Raw genomic sequence first — 21,124 nt, forward strand, 5'->3', positions numbered from 1 at the left:
CGAGCAACGAAGCGCAGCATTCGATTGCTGCGCTGTGTCATTTCGAAGGTTTCCCGATTGTCGAGGCACAATGTGCTCCAAAGTCAGACAAGTCATCGCCCAAGTCGCTGTCACCGGTCTCGGCAGCCATTCGGTCGAAGAAAGGAACGTAGGCCACCGCTTCGGATCGCGCCACCTAGCAGAAGAAATCACTCAGAATAGTTGCGTCGCAAAGCTCGGTTCTGTGACAGAAAGTCACCTGGCTGTAGAAGTTGTCTAACAGGACAAGCGCTTCGCGTATCTGATGGTCGGCCTCGTGCCGGAAAACTTCCTGGCTGAGAGCGGCCCGGTAAGCCCTCTCTGAAATTCTTCCATTTGTCAGCAACCGGACCAGTTCCGGACGCTGGGACCAAAAGTCATGTAGGGTCAGACGGGCCGCCACATATCTCTCGCTGCCATACTCTTCAATATAGGACAGAGATCTGCTTTGGGCCTCTTTATGCGCGATCTCGCTGCGTTCCTGAAAATAGCGCAATCCGCCAAAGCAGATCGCTATGATGCTGAAAACCTTGAAGCTGATGTCCGCGATCTTGTCAAAACTGGCGAGTTGTGTCCTCATGGTGCCCTAACCACCACGCGGCAGCCATCGGGGTAAAAGGCGACGAGGCTTGCAACAGCTGGCAAGGTTTGACCCGCAATACAGGCCAGATCTTCGCGGGTCAGAACAACGACTTCGTCGGGAATATCCTGCTCTTCAACGATCCTGATGTCTGGCGCGGCATTCAACGTCATCTCCATGAAGCTAATAGTCTCGCCGGTTCGCTCGGATCCGCAGTCACCGGGCCTGATGAACAAAGTGTCCTCAGGGGAAGACAGGTAGCGGTCCGCATTTTTGGCAAGGCAATCGATTTGAGCGCCAGACATGAGGAAGAATGCGTCGTCCTGTGCGGCGGCAAGGCCCGGCACTAGGGTTGTGGCGCTCAGCAGTAGAATCCTGATAGTTGAAGTCATTCTGTAAACTCTTCCATGGACTTGAATCCGGCCACGCTGAAGCTGCCGATGCAAAACATGCGCTCCGTTGCGCTGCTTAGCCAACAGTCTTTGTTGAGCCAGCCATCTTCAGGAGCGGTCAGGGTCTGGGCCGCATCGTTGATCGCCATGCTTGCTTCTTCCGGCAGGTCCCAGCTCTCGATTTTTTGCGCCGGGGATCCGTTCAACGTGTCGGCCTGACTTGTCCCGGATATCGCTTTTTCCACAACGGTCTGGCTGCCCGATGGCCAATGGAACCGCCAGACGTTTTCTACGGACAAATCAGCGTGCCTGGTCTTCACGGCTTCCCAACGGCAAGGTTCCTGATCGTTCAACCTGCCATCGGTGAACGTCAGGCAAACAGCCTCGGCATCAATGCTTTTTTCAATTCTCGCAATTCGGGCAGGTGGCTTACCATCGGGGTTGTAAAGCGCAGTGATCGGCGTTTGCGGGTCGTACATTTGGTAAGGATAGACCCCTTCATACTCGGTGATCGAGTGGATGGCGCGATGTGTCAGAGGACCATAGCGATCATATTCCGAGACTGCTGACTGGAAGATTTGGCAAGGCATCGCTCGCTCTCCGCGAAAACCGTCGGGCAGCGTGCCGGTCGTCGCCGAGCCTTCGCTTTTGATCGCCACGTCTTCTGCTTTGGCAAAAATTGGCAACAGGTTGTCCTGGAGAAAAAACTCATGGTTGTAGCAGGCATTGATCACCGAGACCGCATCAAGCTCGTCTTGCGGCGCGACAGGGGCGATGGCAATACCCCAACGTGAGGCTTCACCAACGGTACTCACATGAAGCATTTCGTCGCTGGGCGTATTCAGCATGCGCAAGACGAGACTGCGCTGAATGTTCATCTGATCTCCTCGTTCCAAGAGGAAGCCAATGTTTGCCAGCGCCACTTCAAATGCCTGCTGAACAATCTGTGCCGAGTACTCGCGCTCAGGGACCTCGATAAAAGGTGCGTGGAAGCCCAAGCTGCCAAGTGGATGCATTTGGCGGAAGGGAATTAGGCCCCCATCACCTTTAGTATCATTTGTTCCACCCATAAACGCCACCGCACAGGCCGAAAGGCATTGGGCATCTTTTGGAACGGCACTTCCGATCTGCTCGCCCAACAAATACTGGGCGATCTTGACACCTTCTGAGAAACTCCCCCCGGGGCTATCGAAACAGACTTTCTTCCAGCTATTCATCGAATTGGGGTAGTAAAGGTTTGCCTCTTCGGGGTGGTCGGCAGAAAAACTTGCCATGGCTTCGCGAATTCTGTCAGCGTCTCCTGCTTCGATCGGACCTTGAACCGACAGATAGCAACGCATTTCCTCGTTCGGGATTTTGGTTACTTCTGCGGCGTGAACGGTGGCAAGTGGGAACCATGTTGACAAAAAAAGAGCGGTCGTAAGATAGAGGCGATTGGTCACAGAAGGGTTCTCTTATTTGTGGCATTCCTTTGCTTCTAAACGCGAAATCCGAATGCAATCAACCATGCATTGCAATGTCAGTGAGGTAATCATCCTTTTCGTGAGGTTATGAACTTGCTTCTACTGTGCCGCGCCAGTGGCTCTCCACTATCGCTAACCTACGCATGGTGTTTTCATCCATTGTGTCACGCGTTGCGGTCTCCCTCACGAGGCACCGGATATTCAGGCTGAAACTTTTGGTTGGTTCTTTGCGGGGCAGGGTGTTTCTGCGGGAGGCGTGACATAGTCCCGCAAAACCATCGTGCTGCCAAACCCCGCCAACTGCACTTGTGTTTTCAGTGGGAAATTGAACTGAACACTGACCAGCAACATCGGTTTGGCGGCCACGGGTACCATTGATGATCCCTAAGTACTTGGAGTTGAGCCATTGCCGGTGGGGGCAATCAATCTCTGCATCGACACGGAAATGCAAATTCAGGACTAACTGAAACCGGGGCCAAGGGCGCACGTTTCTCAGAGCGCCCTCACTTACCCTTAGCAATTGCAGCAGCCTTTTCCCAACCTGTTCTCCGATTGTTTGCGGCAGGTGTCTAAAACTTAGATTTTCTGTCCGTCACCAAAGGTTTAGCGAACGACCAGCCCGTGCGCATCCTACTATGAGTTTCACTGCCAAACCCTGCTCAACAGGACGTGGTCAACTGAATAGTCGTTGGGCCTAAGTCTTCTGGTTTTCAGCTTTCTCACTAACGATCTCGAGTATCCTGTTTCTTTGAATTTTTCCCGAGGGGCCTTTCGGAAGATCAGACAAGATATGAACTTCATCGGGGGACTTGAAGCGACCCAGTTGAGCTTCGCAAATTCTCGACAGGCTATTCGGCGTCAGTTCAGAACCCTCTCGAATTTTTACAGCGGCTTCGACAGTTTCACCGTAGCTGTCGCAGGGGCGTGCAAAAGCTGCTGCTTCAACAACATCCGGATGAGAATAAAGTGCCTCGTCTATTTCACGCGGCGCAATATTTTCACCGCCCTTGATGATCAGCTCTTTCAGCCGACCAGTGACAAAAACGTAGCCGTCCTCGTCCATGCGTGCGAGATCACCGGTTCGCAACCAACCATCAGAACTAAACGTGCCTGCAGTTGCATCGGGGTCGTTGAGGTACTCCAGCATCACATTTGGTCCACGAATGACCAATTCACCTTCCGTGCCGTGAGGAACAGGTTGAAGGTTTGTGTCGAACACTGCTGCCTCGTTGCCAAATGCGATACCCGGAGAACCAATTTTGCGAACGCCCGGTGGCAGAGGATTGGACAGGATCTGCGCGGCGGTTTCCGTCAACCCCATAGTTTCCACAATTGGGATTTCGAAACGGTCTTCAAAGGCCCGCTGAACATCCGGTGCCAATGCGGATGAAGCAGAACGACCGAAACGCACACGTTCGCGGGTTTGCGCATCCGGTTTTGTATCCGAGTGCAGCAAGTGAGAAATGATGGTCGGCACGACCGAAAACCACGTTGCTTCAACCTTACCTAAATTGTCCCAGAACCTGCTGGCCGAAAACCGTTCGCACATGGCCAAAGACCCGCCTGACACAAGCGTTCCCATGATTGTCACGCATAGCCCGTTGATGTGGTAGATCGGCAATACACAAAATCCGCGATCAACCTCGGTCAACTTGTGAGCAACTGCTGTTGTCCAGCCCCCTGCCAGCAGGCTGGAATGAGTGTGAACCACACCCTTGGGGCGCCCGGTTGTTCCGGATGTGTACATCAACAGGGCATGACTATTGGACGAGATACTGTGCAGGTTACCACCGTCATCGGTAGCGGCAGCGCCTGTAACGTGCAACTGAGTGATACTGGAGGGGTCTGCTGTCCGTTCGAACAATTCCGCTTGTCCGGTATGCACGAAACCATAACGTGCACCACTATGTTCCAGCGCATAGGCTACAGCGCTGTCGCCCGCGACAAGGTTAATCATCGTTGCCCGGAATCCGCCGTAGAGAACGCCGAACAAGACCTCCAGCGCTTCGCGGCAATTAGGGTAGAGGATCGCAACGCTTTCACCTTTTGCCACACCCGACCCGGTCAACATGACCGCTATTCGGCGGGCCGACTCGCGCAATTCACCCCAGCTCAAATCCGGTGCCCCATCGGGGAAAACAAAACCGGTTCCTCCCTGAGTTGCTCTGTAGTCCAGCCAATCGCGGATGGTTCCTTTCGGCGGTTCCATCATTGGCCGACCTCCGACCAATAGTCGCCGAATATCTCTTCCGGATTGGGTTCACGCGGAGGTGTTTCACGCACGACCTTGGTAGTTTGGACAAAATGCCGCCAATGCAGGTTGGTATCGATGGAATTCCCGCCCCAACTGCCGCAGCCCATCGAAAGCGAAAACGGCATGCCATTGGTGAAACTGCCACCTGTGGCAAAGGTGTGCGCCTGGTTTACGATAACCCGACAGGTGGGCAAATCACGTCCCAACCCGACAGCGCGGGTGTCGTCATCAGTATGGATGCCGACCGAATGTCCTGCCCCCTGATGTTCCAGAATGCGAGCGGCAATTGCCTTGGCCTCTTCGAAATCTGCCGCGCGATAGAGAGCCAAAACCCGACTGAGTTTTTCGCCGGACAGAGGATGATCTGGGCCTATCCCGTCCGTCTCCACGGCCAGATACTTGGTCCCTTCAGGCACTTTTCCCGCCATCCCCAAGGCTTCGAGCATTTTGTCGGCATCCTGCGCTATGGCAGAACGGTTGAGATGACCATCGGGCCAAAGCCGGGCCACGATGTCACGTGCTTCGGAGGACGGCACCAAGGCACCGCCTTCGCTGGCCATTGCGGCAACGAACGCGTCATAGATCGCATCAACAACGACCACGGCATTTTCAGAAGAACAGGACGTCGCGTTATCAAAACACTTTGAGGCCGTAATCTTGGCCGCGGCTGCCTGCAAGTCAGCAGTCTCGTCTACAATCACTGTCACGTTGCCAGCGCCAACTGCCACAGCTGGCGTACCGCAGGATTGTGCGCGGTGAACATTGTTCTGGCTTCCGGTGCAGATCACCCGATCAACAGTTTCCATCAACCGTTGCGTCTTAGTCTTGGATCCGGGCGCGGGGATCATCTGAACTAGATTGCGATCCAACCCCAGCTTGTCGAATTCAGAATGGATGTAGTCAATCAACATCTCGCAAGACGCCACGCCCTTGGGTGACGGTGCCACCACGATGGAGTTGCCGCTTTTGAGCGCATTGATGATATTGTTCGCGGGTGTTGCCGCGGGGTTAGTCGATGGCACAACCGCGCCGACCACGCCGATAGGACGCGCAATCTCGGTAATGCCGGTTTTCGGGTCGTCGCTGATGATGCCGTGGGTTTTTACCTCAGCGATATCTCGCAAAAGCCCCAATGTCTTACGGTGGTTTTTTGTAATCTTGTCGAGAACATTCCCCAGTCCGGTGGTTTTAACGGCGGTCTCGGCCAACGTCCGGTTGCGTTCTGGCTCCATAATGGCCCACCCCACTGCGAGAGCTGCTTTGTCATAAAGCGCCTGGCTACCATGAGCTTCAAAGGCCTCTTGGGCCGCACGAGCTTGCGTTACGATACGATCTATTTCAGCGATTTCTGGGGAAATCTCGTCCTGAGCGTTCATCTTGGTCCTCGATTTTTGTTCGGGGCGGATCTGCTCCGCCCCGTTTTGATCACCGGATCAGAGACCGGCCAGCAATTCGTTTAGCGTTTGTTGGCGCTTTGCCCACATCTCGATCACTTCTTCACGCGTCATGATGTGCATGGGGGACCCACCGGCCTCCATTTTTTTAGCCACACGGTCGTTGGCAAACATCTCCGGGACCGTTGCCGCCAGTTTATCGATCACCTCGGGCGGTGTACCTTTTGGCACCATCACGCCCCGGAAATTGACCGATGAATTGTCGACCTCCAGCCCCTGTTCCATCATCGTCGGAACGTCCGGCAGGAACGCGTTGCGTTCAAGATCTGCGACGCCAAGGATTTTGACGTTGCCCGCCTCTTGCGCGCGGTACGCATCCGACAGGTTGTTGATGCCGCCCATGACTTCATCCGCGATCACCGCTTTCATGGCTGCGGCCCCGCCGCCTTTGGTCGGAATGTATGCCATCTTGGTTCCTGCTGCTTTGTCGATCTGCAGGGCTGCAATGTGGTGGCCCACAAACAGGCCCGCTCCGGATACCGTCAGCTTGCCGGGGTTTTCCTTGGCGTATGCGACCACATCTTCCATCGAGTTGAACTCGCTGTCGGCACCCACCACGAAGACCGCCGGGTCGGCGCCCCAGTTTGCAATGGGCTCAAAGCTGTCGGTTGAATACTCCACACCGCCTTTTATCGACTGGGCGATGAAATGCGGGACGTTATAGGCCGCCAGCGTATAGCCATCCGGGTCGGCCTGAGTTGCAAACCAGTTCCAACCCACGCGCCCGCCTGCCCCAGGTTTATTGATGATTGCGATGGGCATTCCCAAAGCGTCCTCGTTCCCAGACGTCATGGTGACAATCCGCGCCTGAAAATCTGTAGCACCTCCTGCGCCATAGCTAACCATCATCATGATCGGTCGTTCGGGGTATTCCTCGGCTACAGACGCGCCCGTCAGGCTTATTAGGGCCAATGCGACCCCTGCAAGTATGTGTTTCATTTGCGTTTCCTCCCTAATTTAGCTCACCCGCATCCTGTGCGGTCAGAACAGAATTTCCCTTGGCGTGTAAACGTTCAGAAGCATGGCGAAGAGCCCGTACATCACCGCTACAAAGACTGCAGTTATGACGCCGCGCTTGACCCAGGTTTTGGCTTCGGAATGCGGGGCTGGATCATAGATTGACAGTAGAATGAAAAACGCGATGGTCGTCGCGGTGTAGAAACCCAGCGACTTTGCCGCCCAGAAAACGTAGATCAACGTTACGACCAGCCCCGGCAGCATGTTTATGAACATCGTACGCGTCACGCCGTTCCCGACCTTGGACAATCCCAACACTGCTTTGCCAAAAGTCCAGCCAGCCAGAACCACAAAAACCGATGCAATGAGACGCGGGAACAGGAACGCCTCAGCGGGTTGCTGTGTGTAGCTGACCCAAGTCACCCAAAGGCCAACAGCAAAGACCAGACCGGACCCAATCATATGTTGCGAGCGGTTCATGCCTGTGCCTCCTCTTTGGTGGTGTAGCGACGGTGGCGCAGTTCCATCCAAACCGAGTAGGCGATTGAGGCCAGCACCACCGCGATCAGCAACAGGTTCAATCCACCGGTCAGGAAATACGAAGCTTTGCCCACGGTCGCGTCAGCGATCATCCCGCCTTGAATGAAGTTGGCTTCAGCGATGGGTCCAAGGATCAGCCCCAACACCAGTGGTGCCGCTGAAAAACCGAAACGCTCAAGGAAGAACATGCCGATACCAAGGCAGGCCATGACATAGACATCACCCATCGAGCCCTGCACCGAGTAGGCCCCGAAGACCGACAGCGCCAGAACGATGGCTGCCATAACCGACTGAGGAACCTGCGCAACGCGGGCGGCCAGACCGGCGACATAGAGGCCAAAGATGCACATCAGGACTTGGCCGATCAGCATGGAATTGATGAAGGTCCAGGCCACGTCAGGGTGGTTGTCGAACAGGTCCGAGCCCGGGAAGATTCCATGGATCAGCAATCCGCCCAGCAGAACGGCGGCAGTTGGGCTACCCGGGATCGACAAGGTTAGCAGCGGCACCAAAGACGGGCCGACCATCGCGTTATTTGCGGATTCCGCAGCGATCACGCCTTCGGAATGGCCTGTACCGAACTTGTCTTTCTCAGCTGAGAATTTCTTGGTCTGATCATAGGCGACCAACCCGGCGATCTGTCCACCAACGCCCGGGATCAGGCCGATGATGGAACCTGTCAATGTGCCGATGCTCAGGGCTCGGGTACGGCTGAACAGCTCGCGAAACGCCGCCATGATCGAATGGCTCTGCACTTCGATGACTTCGGCACCCGTGTTACGGCGACCCTTTGCAAACATCGTCAACACCTGGGGGATCGCGAACAGACCGATCAGCGCGGCTATGATGTTGATGCCTCCGCCCAAAGCAGGGTGAAAGATGAAGCGTTGCGCCCCCATGATGTCGTCAAACCCAATGGTGGCCAGCCACAACCCGATACAGCCCGAAAGCAAACCTTTGACCACCGAGGAGGAATCCAGCGTCCCGATCACCGTTACACCAAGAATAGCTAGCCAGAACAGGTGAGAGGGACCGAATGCCAGCGCCCATTTGGCCAAAACCGGGGTTAGAAAGATCAAAAGGAGCACACCAAAGATGCCACCCACCGCCGATGCCAGAAACGACAGTTGCAGCGCCCGTGCACCCTGACCCTGTTTGGCCATGGTATGTCCGTCCAACGTCGTTGCTATGTTGGCCGGCGCGCCGGGGATCTTGAGCAAAATGGCACTAACCGCACCGCCAGCAACGGTTGAGGTGTAGGCGGCGCCCAAAAGGATTAGCCCCTGTGCCGCCTCAAGTTGGAAGGTAAAGGGGATCAGAAGCGCGACGGCCATCGTAGGTGACAAACCTGGCGTCGCACCCAGGATCAGCCCCCCAATCGTGCCGCCCAACAGCAGCAAAAACGACAGCGGCGTGAATACGTCTCCGAAGTAATAAATGAATTCCATTCAGGGCCTCCCAACCCGTCGGTTCACACTTTTACTTTTGTTGACAAATCAGGGTAGGCGATGAAAATAGTATTGCAAATGTTTTCATAAATTCGACCGGGCGGGAGAATATTATGTCTAATGTTCAGAAGGGTAAGGTGGATATTGTAGCGGTTGCAAAGGCCGCAAAAGTATCGCCATCCACAGTTTCTCGTACCTTCAATCACCCTAACTTGGTCAGCCCCGCGACTCGAAAAAAGATCAACCGAGCGGTGCAAAGGCTGGGGTATATCCGCAATCGGGCTGCGCAAACGATGCATGGCAAACGATCAGGCACTGTCGGTCTCGTCGTTCCTACGATCAACCACGCCATTTTCGCCGAGGTCATTCAGGCCTTTTCAGATTCGATCGATAAAGCCGGGTTCAGCCTGTTGCTGGCGTCGCATGGATATGACCTCGATCGGGAATACGCGATGGTTCGCAAGCTTCTGGAGCATCGTGTGGACGGAGTGGCTCTTGTCGGATTGGAGCATTCCGAGCCTACCGCGCGGCTGATCGAACAACAGAAAATACCGGCTCTTGCCATTTGGAACTATTCGGAGAATTCCGAGCTTCCCTGCGTTGGAGCTGATAATCGGCTGGCGGGGCGTCTGGCGGCTGAGCATCTGCTGGACTTGGGGCATCGCGATATTGGGCTGATCTTTCCCAAAACCTCGGGTAATGACCGAGCTCAACATCGGTTATCTGCCGTCCATGATGCGCTCAGCGAAATGGGTATTTCCGTTCCGAGTGAACATGAGTCGGAGGCCCCATACAGTGTATCTCAGGCCAAGCAGGCAGCTTTGTCCCTTTTGTCTGAACGCTCTCGCCCTACGGCTCTGCTGTGTGGGAATGACGTAATTGCGCAAGGTGCACTGTTTGCGGCCCAGAGCCTCGGTTTGATGGTTCCTGATGACCTGTCAATAATCGGTATTGGTGATTTCAAAGGATCTGCGGATGTTGAACCGGGGCTCACGACCATTCGCATCCCTGCAGAAGCCATCGGAAAGCTGGCTGGCGAAAGGTTCACCGACTACATTACCTCTGACGATCCAGAGCCATTTAGAATTTGCTGCGAATTGGAGCGCGTCGTAAGAGGAACATCTGGTCCGGTGGTGGTTTGTTAATAGTCTTAGGCAAGCCAATTTCCCCGTAGAACATACAAGTATTAAGTGCTTGGCTAAAAACAACGAACAATCGACTTGGTATGATAGATTGACAGGAAACCTATTGAATTAAATTTCGTTTTTATTGTCGAGCGAAGTCATGTCACACTTGCAGCAAATGTCAGGTTCCCGCCCTGCGGTGACGAGTTTGCATGTCGGCTTTGGCGTGGGAACAACCCTATCCATGGGCAGGAAAACAGACACTTTGTTGCGCGATGTGTAAGTTTGTTAGGCATCTCACCTCGTGGGGAGATAATGGCGGCAAAGTGGGCGGAGACCGCAGAATCTGGGTTGGCTAATGAACGTCGGCTCTGGGCCGACTTAAACCTGACTTCAAAACTGGAGTGCCCTATTTGATTTGGACCACCGTTATTTTTGAGAAACAGAGGACCGAGAATGGCGAACAAGAAAAACAAGCCGGAAGAAATAGTTCAATAGCTGCGGCAAGTTGATATGCTTGTCGGCCATTGTCGCACCGACTAAGGCAAAGCGTTCCGAACGTTAAACATCCTCGACGAGTTCAACCGGGAGTGCCTGAGTATTCGGGTGCAGCGCAGGCTGAACTCGACCCATGTGATCTACGCTTTGGCCAACACGTTCAACCTGAGAGGGCCACCGGCATGTGTACGAAGTGGTAGCGGACCGAAGTTCGTTGACCAGATGTTGGTCGGGGGGCATGGGGTACTCCGCAATAGGAGGGCTGGCGCCTCACCGCCCGGATCGGAGTAACCTGGACAGTACACGCAGCATGTCAGTTGCGGTTTGCTCGGATGAGGCCGGGTTCTGATCGGTGATCAAAGTAACACTCGGAACCACGTGGGCGCCGTGACGGCAGAGGTTGTTTGGGCGGTGCTCCTGATGCAAGCCAAGCACAGAGTCCCAGTTCGCTTTTTTCATTTCCTTGCCGATATTTGTGTCGTCCAAACGCTTACTTGATTTGATGTCGCGGTCTGTCACTATATCAGCCGCAATGCCTACAACGCGCAACAACACTAAACTGCTTTACGACACAGGCGATGTCGACTGTGCAGAAATCATCGAGTCGCTTTGCGAAAAAAACGCGACTTACCTCAGGCGGCGTAGACTTCTCGAGGGTCCCGGTGCTCATGCAAAAGACTTGGTGATCGAATGCGCAGAATCCATAAAGAAAGACAACGATCAGGATTTGTTGGATCGGTTTGTCGCACAGGTTTTGAACAACGCAACAAAGCATGAGATTTTGACTCTGTTGGTCGCCGGGTGGCTCGAGCTTCAGAAGGGGCAATGGCAGGCAACCGAAACGCTTGGGCGCGAGGTTGTAAGCCGCGATCACCACGACCTCATGGCGCAGCGGCTCATTGATGCTGCCCGCGAGACGTCGACGGATCTGGAAACCGAAACCGACCGCTGGCTTCGGACGCGCACCTGCCCGGCGCCTTTTCGAGAAATGGAAACGCGGACTAACGGTGAAGTGCATTTTTGTTGTTCGGCATGGCAACCGGTTCCGATCGGTCGCCTTGAAACGGCGGACGAGGGCGGCTTCTGGAATTCCGACCGGGCACGTGAAATCAGGCGATCCGTACGTGACGGTGATTTCTCGCATTGCAGCCGGTGGCATTGTCCACAGATTGCCGGTCGCAGGCTCCAGGCTCGCACCCCGGAAACGCAAAACTTGAAACTGGAGCTGGAGCAAGGTCCCGATCGGGTCATCCTGTCTCATGACAGGTCCTGCAACATCTCTTGCCCCAGTTGCCGAACGCAGCTGATCAACCTGCCGCACAAAGACACGGAACGTTTGAATCGTGTCTTTGAAGACCACCTTCTGCCGCTGGTCAGCAAGGCCACGAAAATCAAGGTGACTGGATCTGGTGATCCATTTGGCAGCAGGCACTTTCGCCATCTCCTGGGGCGGCTGACTCAGTCAGGTCCACCAGGGCGGCGCATTCAACTACACACCAACGGATTGCTGGCCAATGAAAGGGCATGGGACGATCTTGGACTATGGGACAAAGTTTCGTCTGTGTGGGTGTCGATCGATGCGGCGCAGGCCGACACGTATAGCGTGCTGCGCCGCGGTGGCGATTTCTCGATACTGAGAAGGAACCTGCACTTCCTGGGCGACCTGAACGCGCGTGGTGATATTGATACGTTGCGTTTGGACTTTGTCGTGCAGACCGCGAATTACAGGGAAATGCCTGCGTTCGTCGATCTTGCCCATGAAATGAAAGCTGATGGCGTCTACTTCCTGAGGCTGCGCAATTGGGGACATGTCACTCCGCAGGAATTCAAAACCCAGGATGTGTGTTCATCCGACCATCCTGAACATAAAAACCTGCTTGAGGTACTGGCCGACCCGCGCATGGCCTGGAGCGGTGTCGACCTCGGCAGCCTTAACTCCATCTGATCGGTTGTCTCTCTTAGGCGGGGCGATTCAAAGCTCTTTTTGAATCAGGATGTCGGCCAGACATGAAAAGAAGTCCTTTGTACATCGGATCGGCTTGCGGAGCAGGTCAATTTCTTCGCTCGGATGGCCGATACCCTCTCAGACACCTCAATGGACTTCGCCATTCCCTCTGACCCGGAGGGTTTCCAACCCGGCATTGCAATTGCAACCGCGCCAGCGGTTCATGCCTTAAGAATGAACTCATTTGGGTTGACGCCTTGCACTGTCCGGACCGCGTGGTCGCGCATCAGATCGCACGGCTTTTCACCGACCGGATCGTACTTCGAAGGCAGTCCTTTCGAAAGACCCGCATCTGATCATCGGTGTAATCGTACAGCTTTGCCCCGAACTCCTGCCGTAACGGTTTTAACCAGATCGAAGCCGCCGGCAGCGCCGCGCGCATTTCCTGGGCTTCTTCAAAAGTCTGGGCAAAGCGGTCCGGGTGCATCGTGACGTTGATATGGACACTGATGTGGTCCACCTTCATTTTCGCCACCTGGATGAAGTGGGTCAGTTCCGGGAGCTCGGCGTGATAGGTCAGGATGATGCTGTTCAGACACCCGCTTATCCTTTACCAGAACCGGGTTTCCGCGACGCATTGCTGATCAAGCTGGCTTTGAAATCAATTGCTGACGCCTGGCGCAGCAGATCGATGATGCGGGGATGCATTGTGGGTTCGCTGCCCGTGAACTGGAGCCAGACAGTCTGGTCTCGCTCGTCCACATGCTGACGTTTCATCTGATGAAGTTAATGCAAAACGTCCTTGGCCTTTTGCCATCTGACCGAGCCGTCATGCAAAGACTTGGACAATAGTTGCACGCGTTCCCCAGCATCCTATCCACCACCAGCACTTTGGCATGAACGGGATCGAAGTGATCGTTTAGAGTAAATGCGTCCAGTTCGTTCCGAATAGGGGCCATTACACCGAAGTGTTTTTAAGTTAGTTGCCCAAACAACTACCAAAAAACGCCGCAACAGCGTTCATATGGCTTTTACCAATCACCTCAGCCCAGCTTGAAATTGTTGAAAGACAAAAAAATTTCGCTGAAATTGGGGGCTGGCGGGGCAAGGTTCAGCAATCCTGACCTTGACCGGGTGTGTTCACATTCTGTCTGGCGGCACCGGTTGACTTGTCAGAGAGTGGTCAATTTTTTATACTCTACACCATATTTTTTAGCATTTTTGACGCGCCGGCCTGTGCTCGGGTTTGCCGGGCTACAACAGTTTAGAGCTTATTTCGCCGGCCAGTCGGGGGGTAATTCATGACGAAGGCGAGCGGCCAAGGGACTCGACCAGAAGTTGCCAAGAAACGCGCTGCTCAGGCGCCGGGCACCTATGATTTCGTTCAATCCCCTGAATGGCAGAAGGTGCTTGAAAAAGCTCGGATAGAGCGAGAGAAAATCCTTTCGGCGCGCGGTCAGAAAAGTACGGAGACGCAAGCCCCCAAACCGGATCAAAGCAATGATGCACAATCAACCACAGGTGAGCCATCTCCGGTCGGGCAGAAAGCGCGGTCAACTCAGCTTGAAGAAGCCAGGAAGAAAAGAATTGCGGCGATCGCCGGGCGCAGGGGTGAGTCGGAAGAGCTCGGATCCAATGTGCCTAATGGTGATCGAAAGACCAACTCTGGTGAAAAAGCCGGCGGAACTTTCATATCCCGGAGAGGCAGTTATAGCTCGGCTGACCCCGATCAGACAGATGCAGGGCTGAGTTTAAGGCTTTCTAATGAAGAGATTGACTTTCGCCTGTCCAAAAAGATTCTTCAAAAATTGGAAGTTCAACAACGCGCGCGCCGAAAGGTCAGATTGAGTTTAATCGCGCTTGGCTGCGCAATTGGTGCGGTGGTTTCTTCTTCGGTATTTTGGGTTCTTTCCGGACCAAGCCCACGAGAGGCAGCTGGATCAGTAGCTGCAGATGTTGAGATAAGGTCTTCGTTGCAAGGTGTGGACGACGTTCCGTTGCAACCTGATATGTCGGCGTCCGCGCAAGGTGAAATCGTCATTTCTACCGATGTGGTCAGCACTTCGGCCCGATCAGCTTCGCCCGATAGCAGTTTGGCCGAGGCCGAAGACCTGAACAGTATTGCTTTGCTGACACCCCCTGTTTCGGGTTTGGCCGAGACGGCAGAGACTTCCGAATTGACAACACCAAATGTTGCTCCAAACGTACTAGCTTATGTTCCTGCGCTTGAGCAGCCGTTTTTGCCCGTGAGTGGCTCGGGTTACCTGCCAACACGAGAGGTGAACCCAAGTTTTCTGCCCTATGAAAACGCACCTGAGTTTTTTGGCCCGGCGGTCGCGCTGGCTGCTGTAGCTGCAGAAGGATTTGTTGATCCCATGGAAATAGCAGCAGATGCGTTCACTCCACCGGTAAGATCGCCTGAACTTGCGACTCAGCCCGTCTTGTTCAGACAACCTGCGCTTCTGTCGCCCGCCGCAGAGCCTCGGTCGCTGTCGGAACAGATTCAGGCCGCCCAGCCGGATTTGCCCCTATCAATCGATCCGACAGAAAACGCATTGACGACCGTGGCATTGGACCCATCGGCGCAGATTGAAGACCCCGGAGTTGGCCCGGAGGCGCTGCAAACGCCCATTCAGACGCCGCGAGCTGAGCCCTCGGTTTCAGTGGAACTTGTGGCGCTGCCAGGCGCTGATGTCGAGCCACCGGAAGCGAGCTCCGTCGCAACGGGAGCGGCGTTCAGACTGTATGCACCTAACAAGCTACCGCAGGATGCCGTAGACTCGGTTATCACCGATCTAACAACGACAGGCCATGAGTTGAATGGGACGGCGCGCGTCGGGTACCGGGTGTCGCAGTCCAACGTTCGGTTCTATCACAGGCAGGATGCCGCCAAAGCCGCGGCCCTTGCAGAAGATGCCGGCGCGTTATTGCGCGACTTCACCAATTCGAAAACCAAAACTACTAGCGGAGTGGTGGAGTTATATCTGGCCGGGAACGGCTATAGCAGTTCTCCGATCAAGCGAACAACCAAACGAAGCAGTCAAAGCGCTACGGCAAACAACCCGGTCAACCAGCTCAGAAGCCAGGTTCTGAAAAAACTTCGGGCAACATCGAACTAACAAGGGTATTCTTGTTCTTGAGTGTCAAAGACTGAAACAGATGGTGAATGTAGTTAACAAGTATTGATAAGGTTCTTTTAAATGACTGATAGCAGACTCGTCGGCATTGTAACTGCGCTACTTATTTTAGCGACGACAGGGGGTGCGCGTGCTGAGATCACGCTTGAGCACCTGATCGCTATTGATCAGCTGTTGTCAACCAATGACACGAGGGCGCTGCGATCCTACCTTGAGAGAAACCCGGAGTTGCTGACGGGCGATGATGAGCTATCCCGGGAACTGCGCGATTTTTATGGCGCCGCGTCCGCCGGCAGTTTGGATTTCGGCTATCCCTCCAATGTGCCGGCCAATCCGTTTGACGCCCCGACGGGAACATCCTCGCGCGCAAGTTCGCTGCAGCACTAGGCCCCATGCCCGTGTTTGCCACCATCAGCTGTCCCTCGCGCCCGAAAATCGCCTACATCATTGAACCACGGTTTTCCGGCGGTACGTCAGCGGCTGTCGCTGCCGAGCTTCGAGTGGCCATTGAGTTCGGAGAGTTGGAGGTTCACGCGGTAACCTCAAGGACGTTTGGAGAGGACCAGTGCATAGCGCCGGTGCTGCGTCGTGTACTTGATGAGTTGCGCATTCCGCTGATTTGGGATGCGCCTCGCGTCAGCGCGGATTTTGTGATCTTGCACAATCCGGCATTTCTGAAGTTTCAGGACGCGTTGAGCACAAGAATTTTTGCGCGGGACCTGATCGTGGTAACGCACGAGAATTTTTTGCGTCCGGGCGGAGAAGAAGGGTTCGACGTTTCATCCTGCCTGAACCAGATTGAGGCGGCGGCTCTTGCGCTCAGAAAAACGCTTGCACCGATTTCGCCGCATAATCGGAAAACCATAACCGATTGGTTGGTCAGGTCCCGTGTGGCCCGGCAATGGGAGGTTCTGGGTGCGGACTGGTTCAACATCTGCGAAACCGAGATTGAGCCCCCGTGCGACGTGCCCGAAGACCGCCGCGGGAGGCATTCACGCCCCGGGTTTGAGAAGTTTCCGACTCTGGCCGATCTCGACAGGTGTTTTCCCGAACATGCGCAGAGCAACGTTATCCTGGGTGCGGACGCATTGCTGGATGCCAGTGTTCTGCGCCCGCATTGGACCTTGCTACCTTTCAACGCCATTCAGGTGGATGAGTTTTTTGAAATGATTGACTTTTTCGTTTATTTCACCGCGCCGACTTGGCAGGAGAGCTTTGGCCGCGTAATTGCCGAAGCTCTGACCGCTGGCAAAGTGGTTCTTACCCATTCGGAGATAGGGGTCACGTTTGGCGACGCAGTGCTCAGTTGTCGCCCAACGGAAGTAGACGGGATTATTTCCGGACTTATCGCGCAGCCGCATCGGTATCACGAACAGGTTCGCAAATCGCAATCGGCGCTTGCGCGCTACTCCGCCGACAATTTCAGGGCGCAACTGTCCAAATTCATTTCCGCTGATAGCGGGGTCCTGAGATGATTTTCGTTGAGGCCGGTTCGCGTTCCTTACGATCCTTCGATGCGCAGTTGATTTTTGCCGAGCAACTTGCCGCTCGCGGTTTCACCTGCTGTATCGATGCCGAGTATCTGCCGGGAAACGCAGGACGCGGCAGAGTTTACGAGGCGGCCAGATTTCTTGTCGATCCGGCAGAGCACGAGGCCGAATCTGTCTTTGTGCTTGGTGCCGAGGATATCGATGATCTGCTTCCTTCGTCCCTTCGACAAAAGCAGCTTGGTGCCGACGTGCCGGTGATCGCTACGGGTCGTTTTCTGAGCCAGCAAAGCTACATCGGTGCAAAAGCGCGTCTGGCCTATGCGCTTGGGCGCGAGGCAACAGTGATCGACCTTACGGATTTTCAGCCGCGTTCGGTGATGCCCTCGGCGATCAGCCCTTTGGTTGCGGACGTTCGGCCAACGCCCCGGCCCGCGCGTGAGATGCCGAATGTGACGGTTGTTTTGGGCTCAATGGAACTGGACAACCCCGAGACTCTGTCCTGCTTTTCCCGAATGAGTAACCGGGGGGGATACAATCTGCGACTGGTCGTAAGCGGAGCGCAGAACGAGGCGATCAATGCGTCGCCGTTCCATGATTTGCCGACCAACCTGTATACCGACCTTTCGTCGCTTACGCTGGCAAATTCGACGGATATTCTTGTGATGTTTGGCCACGGAATCGCCGGCGTTCGTATGGCGGCGTTTGCAGTCGAATTGATGGCTGCTGGGGGTGTTGCGATAGATTGCACGGATGACGAGGCTCTGGTGTCCTCCGGCGCGCCCGCGTTGCTTGGGCCCAAGACGCCGTTTTCTCTGGATGGGTATCTGACAGGGAAAATACTTGGCAACACGTCGCAAATCGAAGAACAGGCGAGAAAGTCTCAGTGGCTTCATACGGTGGACATTTCCCGTCTGGAAAGCGCTGCAGGTCTTACACCCAAAACACGCGAACCGGTTCGGACCGCACAGAGAACTTTGTTCTTTCCGACAAATGGCGTGGGATTGGGGCACGCTCAGCGGTGCGCTGTGATCGCGAATGCATTGCCGGACAACATGCCGTCGGTATTTGCGGCCTTTCCCAGTTGCGTGCCGCTTGTCCGCCGCGAGGGCATTGATTGCATTCCGCTGGTTTCGCGGATCGATATGTCGGACAATCCTGACGGCAACGATATCCTAACATATCGTCGACTTGGTGCCGCGTTACAGGAAAACGACAGCCTGATCTTTGACGGCGGCCATGTCTTCGATTCCGTCTACCGCGTAATTCTCGAACGCAACCTGTCGGCAGTTTGGATTAGACGAGGTCTGTGGCCGGATGGGCGGCCCCGACAAAAGATGCTCCGACGAGAGGGTGTGTTCGATCGGGTCATCGTGCCTTCCGAAGCCTTCGACGAACTGAACGATGCCTACAGCTATGGTGACCACGTCCACTATGTCGGTCCGATCTTTCGCAAGGTGGTTCAGTCCGAAGACGAAGGCGACGGGCTTAGGGCACGGCTTGCAGAACGGTTCGGACGAGAGTTCAAACAGTTGGTCGTCAGCATGCTGGGCGGCGGTGTGGCGTCTGACCGATCGGCGCAGCTGCAGGCTATATCCGGGATGCTGGAGGATCGGACGGACTGTCTGCATCTTGTCGTGACCTGGCCCGGCAGCAAGGTCCAGCCCGCCACGTTCGGCTGGACAAATACACGCGTGGTTCAGACTTTTGAGGCCACATCCCTGTGTCTGGCAGCAGACCTGGTTATTTCGGCGGCAGGGTACAATTCCGTCCTCGAAATTCTTTATCACAAAATCCCCGCGATCCTGATCCCGCAATCGGCCCCCTATCTGGACAATCAGGAGCGGCGTGCCAGAGCTTTGGCTGATCGCGATCTTTGCGCGATCATTACTGAAAAAGACCTCATGAAGCTGGAGAGGACAGTCTCGGAATGTCTGGATCACGATGAAGTGGAACGCTATCGGTCTGCGTTGAACAGGATTGAACTACCCGAGGCGGGGGCGTCGAGAGCAGCTGAAATTCTAGCAGAGGTCAGGCGCGAGAAATGACAGACATCTCTTGGTTCGAAATTCTTGGCAGGACTTCGCCAAAGCGGCCGGTTCAACTGGATGCATTGATCGCGGACAATCGCAAATCCAAGCCGTACGGGAAAGTTGTGTTCCCCAAGATGGACCTAATACCATCCATAGCCCTTTGGGAGCATGACAAGGGCGGCCCTACATATATTGGTATTCGGGTCGTGAAACCTCTTGAGTCCGCACATAATGTCGCAAGACTTCTGGCCGCCGCGGCACTGGAACGAGAGGTCTTCCCGGTCATTCTAAGCCGTGTCGAGTACAGCGGGTTCGAGCAGTTTGGGTTCCGTGTCGAACGCGTCCCGGATGAACCGACCGCGGCGTTGGCCGCCGAAGCGGAAATCAGAAAGTTCTGGGATCTTGCGATCATTATCGACGGAGACGAAATCGGTTTTTGGTCGGGCCAGAAAAACGAGACCTGATGCGGATAGGGGCCCTGTTTGTGTCCCGACATGACCAGCTTCCCTTTCAAGGACTTCAAACACAAGTCTTGGATTCATCTGCTGTATGGTAGTGCTGTGATTCGTGAGACGTTGGGAATAACCCAAACCCCAAACGACACCAAGAACGCGTGCAAAGGCACTACATATTCTGGATAATTACTAAATCGGACCTGCCCGAAACGCTTCGGTTCTTGAGATTTGGGGGTATACGGATCGCATGACCTATGCCCCGGCAAACCGCCCGGGTGCGCAGACCTTTGGGGTCAACGGGCTGACAGGGGGTTATGCCGGTCTGGAGAGCTGCGTCAGGCAGGGCTGCGGGGGCTGTAAGGTGTATCGGCCCGGCCATTGGGCGCTGGCGGGTACTCAGTTGGGAGCAACCTCCCGCATATTCGGGTACGAAGCCGATGGGGTGGGTTACCGGATGGAGGACAGTCTTCCCTTTGCCAACGGAGCGGATGGGGCTGATCCAACACTTGATTTTGTGGCGATGGCTTTGGCAACCAATATTGAGCCGGCGCGCGGTGTTTGGGGCGAGACCGCCGATGTCGCGGATGTGGATGCGACGCTCAAAGCCCGCGCCCTGTTCGGAGAAATCATACCCGTGACTTTGGATCGCAGTAGTCGCGGCAACGGCGCGATTGTGCATTGGCACCGATGAGAGGACGAGGTCTTTACCGCAGGCACTTACCAATGGGTGATGGGTTTTATCCGGCGGGACTGGCAGGGCGAACAAGTCACGCACAACGTACTTGTAAGGTTTGGCGGGGCGGAAAGGTCTGCGCCCTAAACGGGCTGGTGAACACGGTCAAAGTTCACGCTCAAGCAGGTCCAGATTTTGGTCCAGTATCGCGCGAACCTGTGCGCCGATCAGCGGTGCTTCGGATGCTCGGGGGCCCGCAATGTTCAGGACCGAAGCAGGAGTCGAATGCAGCCATTCCCGCACCTGCTGCGCGCAGACTGACGCCTCATCCCTGACATCTACAACCAGATGCGGTTTCCCGGCCTCTTCGGCGAACGCGACGGTCTGCTGCGTTCCGGGGCTTGCCGACCCATCGACAAATATCAGCGTGGCATCGCTTGAAACAACGTTGGCGAAGGTTCTTTCGACAACCTTCTCGGATTCCGTCTCGGTCAAGCTGGTGAAATGCTCTGGAATGCTGCCCGCTTCATTCGTGCGGCCCTTGGGAACCCATCCACCATAAGCTAGGCCGTTTTGCCGCGCGAATTCCAGTGCCGCCATATCCACGCCGGTTTGCCCGCCAGAGACGATTTTCATAATGCATGCCTTTGTCCTGAGATGAGCTTA

20 protein-coding genes and 1 pseudogene are annotated in these 21,124 nt (G+C 55.1%); 9 read left to right on the forward strand and 12 right to left on the reverse strand.

The annotated features are described in order from the left end of the window. Positions 1 to 37 precede the first annotated feature (37 nt). From AC2FEE_RS00685 to AC2FEE_RS00725, 9 genes are all read right to left on the reverse strand, one after another. Positions 38 to 175: a hypothetical protein gene (locus AC2FEE_RS00685; RefSeq protein ID WP_496862378.1), complete on the reverse strand. Its 138-nt coding sequence runs from the start codon at positions 173 to 175 to the stop codon at positions 38 to 40. Next, positions 176 to 598, reverse strand: a complete 423-nt coding sequence (locus tag AC2FEE_RS00690) for a hypothetical protein (RefSeq protein WP_496862379.1) — start codon at positions 596 to 598, stop codon at positions 176 to 178. It lies immediately after the preceding gene. Further along, positions 595 to 990, reverse strand: coding sequence for a hypothetical protein (locus AC2FEE_RS00695; RefSeq protein WP_496862380.1), 396 nt, complete (start codon positions 988 to 990; stop codon positions 595 to 597). Before AC2FEE_RS00695 ends, AC2FEE_RS00690 begins: the two co-directional genes overlap by 4 nt. After that, positions 987 to 2,432, reverse strand: a complete 1,446-nt coding sequence (locus tag AC2FEE_RS00700; RefSeq protein ID WP_496862381.1) for a COG3904 family protein — start codon at positions 2,430 to 2,432, stop codon at positions 987 to 989. The genes AC2FEE_RS00695 and AC2FEE_RS00700 overlap by 4 nt, the downstream gene beginning before the upstream one ends. A gap of 715 nt (positions 2,433 to 3,147) precedes the next feature. Next, positions 3,148 to 4,665 carry a class I adenylate-forming enzyme family protein gene (locus tag AC2FEE_RS00705; RefSeq protein ID WP_496862382.1) on the reverse strand — a complete coding sequence of 506 codons (1,518 nt, stop codon included), beginning with the start codon at positions 4,663 to 4,665 and terminating at the stop codon, positions 3,148 to 3,150. Beyond that, positions 4,662 to 6,083, reverse strand: a complete 1,422-nt coding sequence (gene sauS / locus AC2FEE_RS00710) for an acylating sulfoacetaldehyde dehydrogenase (protein ID WP_496862384.1) — start codon at positions 6,081 to 6,083, stop codon at positions 4,662 to 4,664. Before sauS ends, AC2FEE_RS00705 begins: the two co-directional genes overlap by 4 nt. Before the next feature lie 57 nt (positions 6,084 to 6,140). After that, positions 6,141 to 7,100, reverse strand: a complete 960-nt coding sequence (locus tag AC2FEE_RS00715; protein WP_496862386.1) for a Bug family tripartite tricarboxylate transporter substrate binding protein — start codon at positions 7,098 to 7,100, stop codon at positions 6,141 to 6,143. Between the two features lie 42 nt (positions 7,101 to 7,142). After that, positions 7,143 to 7,598 carry a tripartite tricarboxylate transporter TctB family protein gene (locus tag AC2FEE_RS00720; RefSeq protein ID WP_496862387.1) on the reverse strand — a complete coding sequence of 152 codons (456 nt, stop codon included), beginning with the start codon at positions 7,596 to 7,598 and terminating at the stop codon, positions 7,143 to 7,145. After that, entirely contained in the window at positions 7,595 to 9,106 is a 1,512-nt protein-coding gene (locus AC2FEE_RS00725; RefSeq protein WP_496862388.1) for a tripartite tricarboxylate transporter permease, read from the reverse strand. Before AC2FEE_RS00725 ends, AC2FEE_RS00720 begins: the two co-directional genes overlap by 4 nt. Positions 9,107 to 9,219: 113 nt before the next feature. On the opposite strand from AC2FEE_RS00725, the gene AC2FEE_RS00730 reads away from it, so the two are divergent. From AC2FEE_RS00730 to AC2FEE_RS00740, 3 genes and pseudogenes are all read left to right on the forward strand, one after another. Then, positions 9,220 to 10,251, forward strand: coding sequence for a LacI family DNA-binding transcriptional regulator (locus AC2FEE_RS00730; protein ID WP_496862389.1), 1,032 nt, complete (start codon positions 9,220 to 9,222; stop codon positions 10,249 to 10,251). A gap of 522 nt (positions 10,252 to 10,773) precedes the next feature. After that, positions 10,774 to 10,950 (forward strand): annotated as a pseudogene (locus tag AC2FEE_RS00735) (IS3 family transposase); the annotation flags it as partial. Positions 10,951 to 11,260: 310 nt separating this feature from the next. After that, complete coding sequence (locus AC2FEE_RS00740) at positions 11,261 to 12,673, forward strand: radical SAM/SPASM domain-containing protein (protein ID WP_496862391.1); 1,413 nt, start codon at positions 11,261 to 11,263, stop codon at positions 12,671 to 12,673. Between the two features lie 286 nt (positions 12,674 to 12,959). Here the strand turns inward: AC2FEE_RS00740 and AC2FEE_RS00745 are convergent, their stop codons facing one another. Further along, positions 12,960 to 13,199 carry a hypothetical protein gene (locus AC2FEE_RS00745; protein ID WP_496862392.1) on the reverse strand — a complete coding sequence of 80 codons (240 nt, stop codon included), beginning with the start codon at positions 13,197 to 13,199 and terminating at the stop codon, positions 12,960 to 12,962. A gap of 77 nt (positions 13,200 to 13,276) precedes the next feature. Further along, positions 13,277 to 13,450 carry a hypothetical protein gene (locus AC2FEE_RS00750; protein WP_496862394.1) on the reverse strand — a complete coding sequence of 58 codons (174 nt, stop codon included), beginning with the start codon at positions 13,448 to 13,450 and terminating at the stop codon, positions 13,277 to 13,279. Positions 13,451 to 13,974: 524 nt separating this feature from the next. On the opposite strand from AC2FEE_RS00750, the gene AC2FEE_RS00755 reads away from it, so the two are divergent. The 6 genes from AC2FEE_RS00755 to AC2FEE_RS00780 all read left to right on the forward strand — a co-directional run bounded on the left by AC2FEE_RS00755 (position 13,975) and on the right by AC2FEE_RS00780 (position 20,476). After that, positions 13,975 to 15,792, forward strand: coding sequence for a hypothetical protein (locus AC2FEE_RS00755; RefSeq protein WP_496862396.1), 1,818 nt, complete (start codon positions 13,975 to 13,977; stop codon positions 15,790 to 15,792). A gap of 81 nt (positions 15,793 to 15,873) precedes the next feature. After that, complete coding sequence (locus tag AC2FEE_RS00760; RefSeq protein ID WP_496862398.1) at positions 15,874 to 16,197, forward strand: hypothetical protein; 324 nt, start codon at positions 15,874 to 15,876, stop codon at positions 16,195 to 16,197. A 5-nt stretch (positions 16,198 to 16,202) separates the two neighbouring features. After that, positions 16,203 to 17,285, forward strand: coding sequence for a glycosyltransferase (locus AC2FEE_RS00765; protein WP_496862399.1), 1,083 nt, complete (start codon positions 16,203 to 16,205; stop codon positions 17,283 to 17,285). Then, positions 17,282 to 19,345, forward strand: a complete 2,064-nt coding sequence (locus AC2FEE_RS00770; protein WP_496862401.1) for a glycosyltransferase — start codon at positions 17,282 to 17,284, stop codon at positions 19,343 to 19,345. Before AC2FEE_RS00765 ends, AC2FEE_RS00770 begins: the two co-directional genes overlap by 4 nt. Beyond that, on the forward strand, positions 19,342 to 19,794 hold the full coding sequence (locus AC2FEE_RS00775) for a hypothetical protein (RefSeq protein WP_496862402.1): 453 nt from the start codon (positions 19,342 to 19,344) through the stop codon (positions 19,792 to 19,794). The genes AC2FEE_RS00770 and AC2FEE_RS00775 overlap by 4 nt, the downstream gene beginning before the upstream one ends. Before the next feature lie 238 nt (positions 19,795 to 20,032). Then, entirely contained in the window at positions 20,033 to 20,476 is a 444-nt protein-coding gene (locus AC2FEE_RS00780) for a hypothetical protein (protein WP_496862403.1), read from the forward strand. A 147-nt stretch (positions 20,477 to 20,623) separates the two neighbouring features. On the opposite strand, the gene AC2FEE_RS00785 is transcribed toward AC2FEE_RS00780, so the two are convergent. Next, positions 20,624 to 21,094, reverse strand: coding sequence for a putative molybdenum carrier protein (locus AC2FEE_RS00785; protein ID WP_496862404.1), 471 nt, complete (start codon positions 21,092 to 21,094; stop codon positions 20,624 to 20,626). Positions 21,095 to 21,124 lie beyond the last annotated feature (30 nt).

It is taken from the genome of Ruegeria sp. YTSC199 (assembly GCF_059609725.1).

What these genes read in the sequence shown, in the direction of transcription:
- AC2FEE_RS00715 (WP_496862386.1), bottom strand. Translation starts at nt 7,100, where the DNA reads ATGAAACACATACTTGCAGGGGTCGCATTGGCCCTAATAAGCCTGACG.
- AC2FEE_RS00740 (WP_496862391.1), top strand. Translation starts at nt 11,261, where the DNA reads ATGCCTACAACGCGCAACAACACTAAACTGCTTTACGACACAGGCGAT.
- AC2FEE_RS00785 (WP_496862404.1), bottom strand. Translation starts at nt 21,094, where the DNA reads ATGAAAATCGTCTCTGGCGGGCAAACCGGCGTGGATATGGCGGCACTG.
- AC2FEE_RS00775 (WP_496862402.1), top strand. Translation starts at nt 19,342, where the DNA reads ATGACAGACATCTCTTGGTTCGAAATTCTTGGCAGGACTTCGCCAAAG.
- AC2FEE_RS00745 (WP_496862392.1), bottom strand. Translation starts at nt 13,199, where the DNA reads ATGAAGGTGGACCACATCAGTGTCCATATCAACGTCACGATGCACCCG.
- AC2FEE_RS00750 (WP_496862394.1), bottom strand. Translation starts at nt 13,450, where the DNA reads ATGAAACGTCAGCATGTGGACGAGCGAGACCAGACTGTCTGGCTCCAG.
- AC2FEE_RS00755 (WP_496862396.1), top strand. Translation starts at nt 13,975, where the DNA reads ATGACGAAGGCGAGCGGCCAAGGGACTCGACCAGAAGTTGCCAAGAAA.
- AC2FEE_RS00780 (WP_496862403.1), top strand. Translation starts at nt 20,033, where the DNA reads ATGACCTATGCCCCGGCAAACCGCCCGGGTGCGCAGACCTTTGGGGTC.
- sauS (WP_496862384.1), bottom strand. Translation starts at nt 6,083, where the DNA reads ATGAACGCTCAGGACGAGATTTCCCCAGAAATCGCTGAAATAGATCGT.
- AC2FEE_RS00770 (WP_496862401.1), top strand. Translation starts at nt 17,282, where the DNA reads ATGATTTTCGTTGAGGCCGGTTCGCGTTCCTTACGATCCTTCGATGCG.
- AC2FEE_RS00720 (WP_496862387.1), bottom strand. Translation starts at nt 7,598, where the DNA reads ATGAACCGCTCGCAACATATGATTGGGTCCGGTCTGGTCTTTGCTGTT.
- AC2FEE_RS00760 (WP_496862398.1), top strand. Translation starts at nt 15,874, where the DNA reads ATGACTGATAGCAGACTCGTCGGCATTGTAACTGCGCTACTTATTTTA.
- AC2FEE_RS00705 (WP_496862382.1), bottom strand. Translation starts at nt 4,665, where the DNA reads ATGATGGAACCGCCGAAAGGAACCATCCGCGATTGGCTGGACTACAGA.
- AC2FEE_RS00730 (WP_496862389.1), top strand. Translation starts at nt 9,220, where the DNA reads ATGTCTAATGTTCAGAAGGGTAAGGTGGATATTGTAGCGGTTGCAAAG.
- AC2FEE_RS00725 (WP_496862388.1), bottom strand. Translation starts at nt 9,106, where the DNA reads ATGGAATTCATTTATTACTTCGGAGACGTATTCACGCCGCTGTCGTTT.
- AC2FEE_RS00765 (WP_496862399.1), top strand. Translation starts at nt 16,203, where the DNA reads ATGCCCGTGTTTGCCACCATCAGCTGTCCCTCGCGCCCGAAAATCGCC.
- AC2FEE_RS00695 (WP_496862380.1), bottom strand. Translation starts at nt 990, where the DNA reads ATGACTTCAACTATCAGGATTCTACTGCTGAGCGCCACAACCCTAGTG.
- AC2FEE_RS00690 (WP_496862379.1), bottom strand. Translation starts at nt 598, where the DNA reads ATGAGGACACAACTCGCCAGTTTTGACAAGATCGCGGACATCAGCTTC.